Here is a 12,390-nt window from a genome sequence, read left to right on the forward strand (position 1 = left end):
CCTTTTGTTTATAATTTTTTATGAAATACTAACATTTTTTATATTAAGTTAAAATTATCTATTAATTTTTATGTTTAAAATAGTAAAATTTCTTAAAATATTAGTTAAATTTGGTTACAATAATGCATAAATTTAAAAATTAAGGCTTTTTATGAGTGATGTTTGTGTTGTGATTTTAGCGGCTGGTTTTGGAACTAGAATGAAATCAAACAAGGCAAAAGTCCTTTTTGAGATTTCAGGAAAACCTATGATTTATCATGTAATAGAACGCAGTTATGAGATAAGCAATGATATAAGCGTGGTTTTAAATTATCAATTTGATGAGATAAAAGAGTTGGTTTTAAAAAAATTTCCAAATATAAAAATTTATCGACAAAATGTTGATGAATTTCCAGGAACTGCCGGTGCACTTTTTGATGTAAAACTTGATAGTAAAAAAACACTTATTTTGTGTGGTGATATGCCTTTGATGCAAAGTGATGATTTAAAAAAACTTATATCTGAGGATTGCGATATTGCACTTAGTACATTTGAGGCACAAGATCCTTTTGGTTATGGCAGAGTTATAAGTAAAAATGGTGAAATAGAGTGCATTGTAGAACAAAAAGATGCTAACGATGAACAAAAAATGGTAAAAGCGGTAAATGCTGGGTGTTATTGCTTTAATACGCAAGTTTTAAAACAAATTTTACCAAAAATTGATAATAAAAATGCACAAAATGAGTATTATTTAACAGATAGCATAAAAATAGCTAAAAATATGGGTTTAAAATGTGTTGCAGTAAATGTAGTAGAACGAAATTTTATGGGCATAAACGATAAATTTGCATTATCACAAGCTGAGAATATAATGCAAGATATGATAAAAGAAAAACTTATGAAAAATGGTGTTTATATGAGATTGCCGCAAACTATTTATATAGATAGCAGGGCTAAATTTGAAGGCGAATGCACTTTAGAAGAAAATGTAAGCATCATAGGAAAAAGCATCATAAAAAATAGTATTATAAAAAGTTCGTCGGTTATAGAAGATAGCGTTGTTGAAAACTCCGACATAGGACCTATGGCTCATCTTAGACCTGGAAATGATGTTAAAAATACACACATTGGAAATTTCGTAGAACTAAAAAAAGCAAATTTAAATGGAGTTAAAGCAGGGCATTTAAGCTATCTTGGAGATTGTGATATAGATAGTGGCACAAATGTAGGGTGTGGAACCATAACTTGCAATTATGACGGCAAGTCAAAATATAAGACTAATATAGGCAAAAATGTATTTATCGGAAGTGATACACAGCTTGTTGCACCGCTTAGTGTAGAAGATAATGTTTTGATAGCTGCTGGCTCAACCGTAACTCAAAATGTAAAAAGTGGATGTCTTGTTATAAGCAGAGGAAGGCAGATAAATAAAGAGGGATTTTTTTATAAATTTTTTGGAAAAAAAGATGCTAAAAAATAAAAAAATACTACTTTGTGTTTGTGGCAGTGTTAGTTTTTACAAGGCTTATGAAATTTTATCAGCATTAAGAAAGCTTGGGGCTGATGTTTATGTAATGCTTAGCGATGGGGCTTTGAAGTTTGCAAATATTGTTAGCTTTGAAGCACTTTGCAATCATAAAGTGCTTTGTTCTCATAGTGAAAATTGGGTTGATGGGCTTAATCATATACAATATGCAAAAATGGATCTTGTTTTGATAGCTCCTGCTAGTGCAAATACTATAAATAGTCTTGCTAATGGCATAGGTGGATCTGTTTTTATGGATACATTAATCGCAGCAAGTAGTGTAAAAACCATAATAGCTCCAGCTGCAAACAATGCAATGCTAGAGCATTTTTCTACTAAAAAAAGTTTAGAAATTTTAAAAGAAAATGGCGTTAAGATAGTCGAGCCTGTTTGTAAAATTCTAGCTTGTGGGGATTATGGAAAAGGCGCATTGGCTGATATTGAAGATATAATTTATGCTGTAAAAAGAGCAATTTTTGAAGATGAGTTTTTTAAAGATAAAAAAGTTGTTATAACAGGCGGCGCTACATATGAAAATATAGATGATGTTAGAGCTATTACAAATTTTTCAAGCGGAAAAATGTCAAAGGCTTTAAGTGATGCGTTTTATATGCTTGGTGGGAATGTTCATTTTATTAGTAGTGTTGGTTTTAAAGTGCCTTATAAATTTACTAAATTTAAAAATTCTTTTGAGTTAAAAACTATTTTAGATAAAGAAAATTTGCAAGATAAAGATATTTTGGTAATGGCTGCTGCTATTAGTGATTATGTGCCAAAACAAAAATTTAGTGGCAAGGTAAAAAAAGATGTTTTTGGGGATAAATTTAGTTTAGAGCTTGTTAAGAATGATGATATTTTGTCAAATTTAAAAGTTTCTTGCAAAAAAATAGGCTTTAAAATGGAAGTAGATGAAAAAACTGCCAAGCAAAATGCAAAAGATATGCTAAAAAATAAACACTTAGATGCAGTTTGTTTAAATGTTTTAAACGATAATGTCAAATTTGGCTCAGATTCTACGCAAATTGAGTTTATAACACCTACAAATTCTACGCTTTTAAATTACGATAATAAAGAAAATATAGCTTTAAAAATTGCAAATTTGGTTAAAAGTTTATGAGCTCTATAATCCTTAATAATTCACTACCATTAAATATAAAAGTACTAGAAAAAACCTCTTATAATCGCTACTTGCTTAGGTTTGGAAACAAAACATTAAGCACAAAAAGTATGAAAAATCTTAATGTTGGCGGTGAGTATTGGGGCGAGATTTCTCAAAATGGAAATTTAATATCTGTTAGCAACTTAATAGAAAAACCAAATATAGGCTATTTGCTTGAAAATGGATCAAGTATTATAGAAAAAATAATTTATGAAAAAAGTTTAAGTTCTTTTTATGAACTTTGCATAAATATGCTAATTAGCTCTAAAAATAAAGCTAATTTTGATTTGTGGAGTGATATTTTTATGGCACTTAGTGAAAATGTCATTCATATACCATTTGTTTATGAAGGCTTTCCGCAACTTTTTCAGCTTAAAAAAAGCGGCAATATGATGCAAATTTATCTTATATTTTTAAATTACGCGCCGCTTTTGTTTTTATATCAAAAACAGAGATTAATTAGCATAAAAACGCCATATTCTACTGTGGCTTCTTTACTCAAAAGTTTTTTTGATGTAGAGATAAAAATAGATTCAAATTTTAATATGCTTTGGAAAAAAAGCATAAATTTTGTTGATTTTAAAGGTTAAATTTATTGAATACACTTAAGCATTTAGCAATAATAATGGATGGGAATGGGAGATGGGCAAAAGAGCGTTCTTTAATGAGAATAAACGGGCACGAAAAGGGTGCTGAGGTTGTGGATGATATAGCAATGTATTGTGCTAAAAATGGCATACAAACTCTTAGTCTTTATGCATTTAGCACAGAAAATTGGAAAAGACCTAAAAATGAAGTAGATTTTCTTATGAAATTGCTTAAAAAATTTATTATAAAGCAGCGAGAAAAACTAATCAAAAATGATATTAAATTTGATACTATAGGCGATATATCAGTTTTTGATAGTGATTTATTAAACGAAATTTTAAATTTAAAAGAATTAACAAAAGAAGGTGCAAGTTTAAATTTAGTTTTAGCGCTAAATTATGGCGGTAGAGATGAGATAGTTAGGGCTTGTAAGAAACTAGTTTTAGCAAATGATGAGATAAATGAAGAAAATATTTCAAAAACGATAGATAGTGCAAGTTATGGCGATGTTGATTTGCTTATAAGAACAGGTGGAGAAATAAGATTATCAAATTTTATGCTTTGGGAAGCCAGTTATGCAGAGCTTGAATTTACAGATACATTTTGGCCTGATTTTAATTCAAAAGAGCTTGATATTATGGTTAAGAAATTTGAGAAAAAACATAGAAGATTTGGTGGATTATAGTGGTTTGGGTATTATTTTTCATATTTGGGGCTGTAATTGGTTCATTTGGAAATGTTTTGATTTATAGAATTCCATTAAAACAAAGCGTTGTTTTTCCATCTTCGCATTGTCCAAAATGCAATAAAAAGCTTAAATTTTATCACAATATACCTATAATTTCTTGGATATTTTTACGCGGCAAATGTGCATTTTGTAAAAATAAGATTGGTTTTGTTTATCCTTTAGTTGAGTTTGTTAGTGGAATTTTAATGGTTTTAGCATATTTTTATGTTTATGAAATTTTTAACTCTTTGATGCTCGGAGTTTGTTTTATAATACTTTTTTGCCTAAGCGTTATTGATTTTAAGATAAAAATGGTTCCTGAAAATTTGCTATTTTTTGCTTATATTTTTGCTATTTTATCAAATTATGATAGAGATTTGATTGCGTATCATTTGATAAATTTAAATTTATATGGGACATTTTTTGTTGATTCTTTGATATTAGCAGGTGCGATTATAATTATAAAAACTACGGTTAGTGTTATAAAAAACAGGTGTAAAATTTATGATAACATAGAAGTTATGGGTGATGCAGATACTATCATAATTGCTATTATTGGAGCGATTTTGGGCATAAAAATGGGAATAATTGCTATTGTTTTGGCTTGTATTTTTATGCTGCCTTTTTTTATGTATTTTATTTTAGTCAAAAAACAGAGTGATATAGAGCTTGCGATGATACCATTTTTATTTTTAGGTTTAATTTTTACATATATTTTTAAAAGTGAAATTATAAATTTAATTTCGTTATATTATAATTATATTCAAAATTTATGATTTGGTTATGGTATGAATAGAGTAAATAGGTATCTTTTAACAAATTTTTTAAGTAGCTTTGCTTCGCTTTTCGCAACACTTTTTATAATAGTTTCTATTGTATTTTTTATACAAATTTCAAGAATAACATCTTATGTAAGCATAACATTTTTTGAACTAGCTAGACTTTATATGTTTTTGCTTCCACAAATTTTACTTTTTACTATTCCGATAGGTTTTTTTGTATCATTAGCTATAAGTTTTTTTAAACTCTCAAAAGAAAACGAGAGTATAGTGATTTTTACATTAGGATATCCAACTAGACAGATAGGAAAGTTTTTTGCTATATTATCTGCTTTTGTAAGCATACTTTTGCTTGGAACTTCTCTTATAATGATACCAATTGCTGAGGAGTTGAGCGATAATTTTATCGGACATAAACTAAATGATGCACAGCTTAATATCAAAGCTTCACAATTTGGTCAAAAATTTTCTGATTGGATGGTGTATATAGAAAACCAATCAATGGATCAAAATACAACCGTGTATGAAAATTTGATACTATATAATCCAAAAAACAGCGATAGTAACGATAGGGTTTTAATGGCAAAAACAGGTTACATAAATAACTTTAATGGCACAATAGAGCTAAAATTAATAGATGGATATAGTTATGATATAGCATCTAATGTAATACATGCTACTAAATTTGACAATATGATTATAAGAAGCAAGCAACAAGATAAATCAAAAGAAGTTGTTAGTATAATTGATTACTGGAAACAAGCACTAAGTGATGATAAACGCAAAAAAGATTTTACGATAAATGTATTAGTTTCTATTTTTCCACTTGCAAGTGTGTATTTTGCACTTACTTTTGGGATAGTAACTTATAGATATGAAAAAGGATTTATATATTTTGGTATATTTGGTGTCTTGTTTTTTTATTTTGCTGCTTTAATGATACTTGTTAAACAGCCATTTATAGCTATTCCTCTTATTTTTATAGTTACGCTTCTTGCATCTATTTTTTCTTTTAAGATTAAAATTTTAAGTAGATATTAAGGATATGAAGCTTCTTTTTATTTATAGTTACGATGGAAGTGAGTTTTGCGGTTCGCAACGCCAACCTCATGAAAATAGCGTAGAAAACTACTTGCAAAAAGCACTTTGTCATGTCGGAATTTTTGATAAAGTGGTTTCAAGCTCTAGAACCGATAAAGGAGTTCATGCTTTAAATCAATGCTCGGTCGTGTCTTGCGAAAATGATTATTTTAATGATAAAAAAAGACTTTGTGAGCTCATAAATCGTCATTTACATCCAAAAATGCATATTAAAAAAATTATGCTTGTAAATGATAATTTCAATGTCCGTTTTGATGCCATTGCTAGGAGTTATAGATATGTGATAAATCATAGTAAATTTAGCCCCTTTTTATCCAAATACTGCCATTTTATGCCTAAATTTGATATAGAAAAACTAAATGATATTTTGCAAGTTTTTGTTGGCGAGCATGATTTTAAAAACTATATGAAAGCAGGAAGTAGTGCGAAATCAAGCGTAAGAACTGTATATTTTGCAAGAGCTTTTAGAAAAGATAATTTAAGCATTATTACATTTAAAGCAAATGGTTTTTTACGCTCACAAATAAGACTTATGCTATCAAATTCTTTTAAAGTTTTAAATGATGGTAAAATGATTGAAAATAGCTATAAACTACAAGCTTATACTAGAATACCATTTTCGCCAAATGGACTTTATCTAAATAAAATTTTTTATAATAATTTTTAAATAAATCTTTTTTGCCGATTTGCATATAAATTGATTTATAGGAGATAAAATGATAAGTTCTAATTTTTCAAATTTACCAAATAGCAGTATAAATTTGCCGGAAATTTACTCATCTTTGCAAGATTTTAGCAAATCTCTCGTAAAATATGGAGAAAATCAAACAAAAATCTATGAAAATAAATTTAAAAATGATGGAAGTATATCGATTGAAGAATTAAAAAAAGAGATAAATAAAGAATTTCCAAAATATCAATTTACATCTAGTGATCCAAGCGACCCGATAAATTGGCAACATCTTTTATATATTGATGATAAAAATTTACAAAAAATGGCAAATGATTCAGATTATAGAGCAAAAATTTTTGGACTTATAAAAAGAGAGTATAGCTCACTTGATGCAAATCACAAGATAAAAATGGGCTCAAATATAGTAAGTTCAAACACTACCGGATCAGTTTTTTCTCTAAGCGATAAAAATGAAAATATTGGCGGAGTTCCTTATAAAGGAATGGGGATAAGTGCTCCAACTTTTGATAACTCTATATCTGTTAAAAAGAGTAGTAACGCTTTTGGATATGCTAATGATTGGTTTGAAGAACTTTTAAAGAAAATACAAGAAAAAAGAGAAGAGCAAAAGCGTTTGGAAATTAAAAAACAAAGAGATGAGTTTTTAAATATTAAAATTTAACCATTAAAGTAAAAATTTATAATTTTGGATTTAATATAATAATTTTTATTTAATAAATTAAAAGTATAATTTCATCTAGATTTTAAAAATGTTTTTATTTGATATTTACTTTTTAAAAATTTTTATTTTCCTATTTTTTAGAGTTTGCTTCTTTTAGTCTGTTAAGTGTTTTTTGCTATACATAAATAGCATCCTTTAAAATATTATGATTTAATTTTTCTTTTGAAAAAACTTTTACTAAATCAACTGATTTATTTAAATCTCTAGATATTTTTTCTCTTAAATTTTCAAAATATAAGATGCAATCTATCCCTTTTAGTCTATCTAGAAACTCTTTTTCTGCAAGAATTACCAAATCAACATCTGAGTTTGCTTCTTCTTCTCCAATAGCATAACTTCCAAATAAGCCTATTTCTTTAATGCCATCTTTTTTAAGGAGTGGTTTTATTTGCGATAAATACTCTAGTATATCATCTTTTGTTAAAATAGGAGTTTTAGAAATTTTGGCTACTGGCAATAGCTCATTTATTTGTTTTAAAATAGTCATTTTTGCTCCTTATTTTATTTTGTCTATTATTCCTTTTTATTTATGGTTGGTTTCTTTAATAAATTAAAATTTCTATTGTATTATGTTTATCATCCAAAAATGGCATCGCTTAATTTCTTGTATGATACCTTTTATAAAATTCCTTTTTAAGCTCGAACATTTATTTTGTTTTTTAAAACAGTGTTAAAGATTATGGCTAAAAAGGGTTAAAAGTTTGATTAAAAATCTAAGGAAATTTTATTATAAATTATCCTGAATACAAGTAAGAACTTTAACTAAATTTTTCTATAAAGGGTTTATTATGAAAGTTTTTTCTGTGGTATAGACGTATCAAAAGATAAATTAGATATTTGTTTTCTTCAAGATAAAGAAAATATTAAGCCTAAATTTGAAGTTATTCCGAATACTTCAAATATGATTAAAAGTTACTTTCAATCATTTCAATCAAATGAATTAATTGTTTGCTTTGAATCTACTTCAAACTATCATATTATTTTACAAAAAACATTATCTAGATTAAAAATTAAATATAGTGTTTTAAATCCTGCTAAATCAAGTTTATTCATTAGGCATTTAAATAATATAAAAACTGATTTAAGCGATAGTTATGCACTTGCTGTTTATTCAAGAACTTTTAGTTATACTTTGTTTCCTGACACATTTTCTAAAGAATATAAACTTTTAAAAAGTTACTCATCTACTTTACTTCTTCTTCAAAAAATGAATACGCAAGTTAAAAATTTTATTCATTCTCAAAAGGATGTAAATGATGATGAATTAAAAGACTACTTAAAACAATTTTTAAATTATATAAAGTCTTTACATAAAAAATTAAGGGATATTAATTATTCTATTTTAAAAACTCTTATTCCTGAAAGTGATGAAATTTTAAAGAATAAAGGTATTGGTAAAGATTTGGCAATAGTTTTATTTCCTGTATTGCATTTTAATCGTGATAAAAATGCAAAGCAAATTATTAGCTATTTAGGTCTTAGTCCTCGTATTTTTGAAAGTGGTGTAAGTGTCAAAAAAAGTCAAAGTATTACTAAAAGAGATTCTACTAATATAAGGCGTATTTTATTTATGAATTCACTTAGTTGTATTCGTTTTAATGATTATTTTAAAGAAAAATACAACAGATTAATTGCTAATGGTAAGCATAAAAAAGTTGCTATTGTTGCTGTTATGTGTGCGATTATTAGGTATTTAAAAACTTATTTCAAAGAAGATAATTATCAATGTATCAAATCAGCTTAGCAGAATACAAAATTTTAAAAACATTTTTAAAAGAATTAAATAAATCAAAATATTTCAAGGGAGTATATATAAATAAAAAAGATTTTGTAAAACATTGTGGCATAACAAAAGATAGTTTTTACCGGGTGATTGGTAATTCATACAAAAATAATAAACAAATAAAGGATAAAAAATGGCAAAAGTAACAGAAGCACTTAACACAAATGAAAATATAAAAGCTATGGCAAAATTTTATGAAATAGCTTCTCAAAACATTAATTCTTTTAAACAAAAGATAAGAGTTTTAAAAATTAACAAAGTTGATGGTAAGGTTAAACTTGATAAAGATAAACAACCTATTTTAGATGAATTCGGACAACCTGAAAAGTGGGATGATAGATATTTTTTAACTTATCAGTCTCTTTCTGGTGGGAATGAACATTCTATTTCTATAAATGTCTAATCAATTAAAGGTAGGTGAAATTTATATAGTTATGGGTGAAATAACTTATAAAACTTTCGGTGAGGAGTTTAACTCTAGGGCTATTATTTCTATAACTAATTTTCAAAAAGAATATGACTACCTTGTCGCAACCATTTCAAACATGGAAACTCTTGAAGCTTGAATTTAAAAAAAGTGGGGAGGGGAGGGTTAACTTTGCCCACGCCCTAACTATCATCTTTTTTATTTATCGAACAAATATTATTATAGTTATTTTAGATTTTTCATCTTGTATTCTTTTTTATTAAAATAATGATTTATTATTTTTTATATTAAAATTATAACAAATAATTACTTATTTTATTCTTAAATAAATAACTATTTACTATAATATTTGCATTTTTTATAACAATATGTTATACTTATTTAAAATTTTAAAAATATATAAGGTTAAAATGACTAAATTAGATTTTGACAATCATTTGAAAGAACTTAGAATTTCTAAAAAGAATTTAGCAAAAATATTAAATTTGCCATATGGAACTGTAAACAATTGGAATGGTGAAAATAAGCCTTTTCCATCTTGGCTTGATAGTTGGTTTTTTCATTATGAAAAATCTTTAAAATACGATAAACTTATAAGTTTAATTAAAAAAAAATGATGAAACTAATTTTTAACTTATATTAGATAAAAATATAATAGATATTATTTTTTACAACTTTTTTAGATTTCTTTTTGGGGGTTTATCAAGGGGGCTTCCCCCTTGATAAGAAGCGTAAAACCAAAGTTTCAAAGCAAAATAAACTCAAAATTAGCGGGACTTTATGACTTTATAGACTTATACACCAAAAGAAGCTTACTATTTTAGTTACTTTCAAACCCTTTATACTTATCTATTTAAAAATCTTTGCCACTCTTTCTCGTTGCCCCTGTTTGCACCTGCAAGGCTTCTAGCCTTGACAGGTGCAAATCTAACCACTTTCAACCTTTCATAAATTTACCCGTAGGAAAAATAAATCAGATATAATCTTATATTTTATTAAAATTGATTAATTTTTATAAAATGTTTTCGCATTATATATTTTAAAATACCCATAAAATGAATGTCTTTTTATATTATGCTACAACTCTTTTTATAATGTCTTATCATTACAATGTTTTATAAAACATACTACAAAAACCTATAAGGGAAAGGAAAAGAAATGTTAAAACAAAGAATTAACGGTTTAACACCTTTAACAGTTAGCATTGTTGCAAGTGATGGCGATTATGCTAAAATAGCTGGTGTTATGGCTGGAGAAGTTGAAACTTTTAAACATATTGGCGATGGTGGGACTGCTAGTGCCACACCTGATCGGCTCAATAGAAAAGTTTTCATTGTTGGTAAGAAAGAAAGTAGCGGATCTAGAAAAAGCACTCAGGTATCAATTTCTATCTTTGTATTTTCTGAATTTTCTTGGATTTTTTACACCTTTGGTTTTAAATTCACTATAAGTTGTAAAAGCAATACAAATAAGCTAAAAAATAAAATTTACGCATTTTGTATTTTTGATATTATAATATAATTATAGCTTTTAAATTTTAAGTAAATTTTGGCTTTTATTTTAAAATAAAAGAGCTTAAAATGGATTTATAAATGAAATAAATGAAAGACTTAAAAGATATACTTACAACAGAAGGCAAAAAGAACATAAAAGATGTAGGAAGCTTGACATAAATCCTAATGCTTACGCTGGAATGAAATTTAGAAACTCTGTGCCATATAAAGAAATAATGGATTTTTTATCAAAGCGTTCAATTCTCAATTAATCTTTTCTTCTATAGTCAATAAAACAAGAGCTTAGAATTATCAGAAAAAAGATATAAAACACTGCGTATGTCTAGCTTAAAAGCTAGTCTTGATAGTGGAGAATATAATGATGAAAATGAGCTTGATGAAGTAATAATAGATAAAAAAATACTCAAAAAATTAGTAATTGTGGCACTATACATCAAGTTGATATAATCTCTTGTATGGGTTATAGTATGGAACCTCATATCATGGAAAGCGACTTATGCATTATAGCTATTGATATAATATACAAAGATGGAAGCATTTATGCTATCAATACACCAGATGGACTTGTAATAAAAGAGTGCTATAAACAAGAAAATGAGCTTATGCTAGTATCTTATAATCCTTTATATACACCTGTTAGATATTATGAATGTGAGTGTCAAATAATAGGTAAATTTGTAGGGTTGATAAGAGATGTTAATTGGCTTAAAAAGTGTTTAAATGTTTTAAATTTGCATTTAAAATGGGATTTTTACTATTTTTGATTATATATCCCCATTTTGAATGTCGTCTGATACTATTACCGCAAAGATTGCTGGATTTAAAAATCCTATAGGGTAAATTTTAACCCGTTGTAGTTCACGATTATTTAAGTGATGAAGCTTGTTTCAAAATCCATAGGATCAAATTTTAACTTTACCATACACACAAGAAGAAAAAGAACATATTAGTTTCAAAATCCATAGGATCAAATTTTAACATACCTACTCTTTCAATTTTAGTTAATCATCTTCCTTGTTTCAAAATCCATAGGATCAAATTTTAACTCATGTTGGATAGGGCTTTTTTGGATACATCTCCAGTTTCAAAATCCATAGGATCAAATTTTAACCAAGAGCAAAGCACGGCATTATCTAGCTTTATGGAAGGTTTCAAAATCCATAGGATCAAATTTTAACCTATTTGGGCTGGTGAAAAATATAATTCTAGCGAGTTTCAAAATCCATAGGATCAAATTTTAACTTTAAAAACTCTTCTTTGTTCCTTGAACTACAACCGTTTCAAAATCCATAGGATCAAATTTTAACTGTTCTCAAAAAATACCTTTTTTTGTTGTGGCGTAGTTTCAAAATCCATAGGATCAAATTTTAACCTTGTTGGGCATACTTTAAAT

The 12,390-nt window shown here is 27.0% G+C and carries 15 protein-coding genes and 1 CRISPR repeat array (1 of these 16 running past the window's edge); of the genes, 14 read left to right on the forward strand and 1 reads right to left on the reverse strand.

The features are described 5' to 3' along the window. Positions 1-151 precede the first annotated feature (151 nt). The 8 genes from glmU to CSPT_RS03975 are packed head-to-tail and all read left to right on the forward strand — an operon-like array spanning position 152 to position 7,213. Positions 152-1,459, forward strand: a complete 1,308-nt coding sequence (gene glmU / locus CSPT_RS03940) for a bifunctional UDP-N-acetylglucosamine diphosphorylase/glucosamine-1-phosphate N-acetyltransferase GlmU (protein ID WP_089182398.1) — start codon at positions 152-154, stop codon at positions 1,457-1,459. Beyond that, a complete protein-coding gene (gene coaBC / locus CSPT_RS03945; RefSeq protein WP_089183314.1) occupies positions 1,446-2,621 on the forward strand; it encodes a bifunctional phosphopantothenoylcysteine decarboxylase/phosphopantothenate--cysteine ligase CoaBC in 1,176 nt (391 codons plus the stop codon). Before glmU ends, coaBC begins: the two co-directional genes overlap by 14 nt. Then, the gene (locus CSPT_RS03950) at positions 2,618-3,253 is read left to right on the forward strand and encodes a hypothetical protein (protein WP_089182399.1); all 636 of its coding nucleotides are present in this window, start codon (positions 2,618-2,620) and stop codon (positions 3,251-3,253) included. The genes coaBC and CSPT_RS03950 overlap by 4 nt, the downstream gene beginning before the upstream one ends. 5 nt (positions 3,254-3,258) lie before the next feature. Then, positions 3,259-3,936 (forward strand): polyprenyl diphosphate synthase, encoded by a 678-nt coding sequence (uppS, locus tag CSPT_RS03955; RefSeq protein WP_089182400.1) that lies wholly within the window; start codon positions 3,259-3,261, stop codon positions 3,934-3,936. Further along, on the forward strand, positions 3,936-4,754 hold the full coding sequence (locus CSPT_RS03960) for a prepilin peptidase (protein WP_235610087.1): 819 nt from the start codon (positions 3,936-3,938) through the stop codon (positions 4,752-4,754). Before uppS ends, CSPT_RS03960 begins: the two co-directional genes overlap by 1 nt. Before the next feature lie 12 nt (positions 4,755-4,766). Continuing rightward, a complete protein-coding gene (locus tag CSPT_RS03965; protein WP_089182402.1) occupies positions 4,767-5,798 on the forward strand; it encodes an LptF/LptG family permease in 1,032 nt (343 codons plus the stop codon). Between the two features lie 4 nt (positions 5,799-5,802). After that, on the forward strand, positions 5,803-6,525 hold the full coding sequence (gene truA, locus CSPT_RS03970) for a tRNA pseudouridine(38-40) synthase TruA (RefSeq protein WP_089182403.1): 723 nt from the start codon (positions 5,803-5,805) through the stop codon (positions 6,523-6,525). 49 nt (positions 6,526-6,574) lie between these two features. After that, positions 6,575-7,213, forward strand: a complete 639-nt coding sequence (locus CSPT_RS03975) for a hypothetical protein (protein ID WP_089182404.1) — start codon at positions 6,575-6,577, stop codon at positions 7,211-7,213. A 175-nt stretch (positions 7,214-7,388) separates the two neighbouring features. On the opposite strand, the gene CSPT_RS03980 is transcribed toward CSPT_RS03975, so the two are convergent. Then, positions 7,389-7,760, reverse strand: coding sequence for a nucleotidyltransferase family protein (locus tag CSPT_RS03980; protein WP_089182405.1), 372 nt, complete (start codon positions 7,758-7,760; stop codon positions 7,389-7,391). 321 nt (positions 7,761-8,081) lie between these two features. Between CSPT_RS03980 and CSPT_RS03985 the strand changes: the two genes are divergently transcribed. The 6 genes from CSPT_RS03985 (at position 8,082) to CSPT_RS04005 (ending at position 11,761) form a co-directional block, all read left to right on the forward strand. Then, positions 8,082-9,017, forward strand: coding sequence for a transposase (locus CSPT_RS03985; protein WP_089182406.1), 936 nt, complete (start codon positions 8,082-8,084; stop codon positions 9,015-9,017). 172 nt (positions 9,018-9,189) lie between these two features. Beyond that, the gene (locus tag CSPT_RS03990) at positions 9,190-9,459 is read left to right on the forward strand and encodes a hypothetical protein (RefSeq protein WP_089182408.1); all 270 of its coding nucleotides are present in this window, start codon (positions 9,190-9,192) and stop codon (positions 9,457-9,459) included. 434 nt (positions 9,460-9,893) lie between these two features. Next, complete coding sequence (locus CSPT_RS03995) at positions 9,894-10,100, forward strand: transcriptional regulator (RefSeq protein WP_089182409.1); 207 nt, start codon at positions 9,894-9,896, stop codon at positions 10,098-10,100. A gap of 541 nt (positions 10,101-10,641) precedes the next feature. Then, positions 10,642-11,004 carry a hypothetical protein gene (locus CSPT_RS04000; RefSeq protein WP_089182410.1) on the forward strand — a complete coding sequence of 121 codons (363 nt, stop codon included), beginning with the start codon at positions 10,642-10,644 and terminating at the stop codon, positions 11,002-11,004. A gap of 311 nt (positions 11,005-11,315) precedes the next feature. Next, on the forward strand, positions 11,316-11,444 hold the full coding sequence (locus tag CSPT_RS09345; RefSeq protein WP_255410839.1) for a hypothetical protein: 129 nt from the start codon (positions 11,316-11,318) through the stop codon (positions 11,442-11,444). Between the two features lie 35 nt (positions 11,445-11,479). Next, a complete protein-coding gene (locus tag CSPT_RS04005) occupies positions 11,480-11,761 on the forward strand; it encodes a LexA family protein (RefSeq protein WP_161492211.1) in 282 nt (93 codons plus the stop codon). Between the two features lie 120 nt (positions 11,762-11,881). Then, positions 11,882-12,390: a CRISPR direct-repeat array (repeat unit 30 nt; unit sequence GTTTCAAAATCCATAGGATCAAATTTTAAC) (it continues 2,074 nt past the right edge of the window).

Source organism: Campylobacter sputorum subsp. sputorum, from assembly GCF_008245005.1.
Lineage (GTDB): Bacteria > Campylobacterota > Campylobacteria > Campylobacterales > Campylobacteraceae > Campylobacter_F > Campylobacter_F sputorum.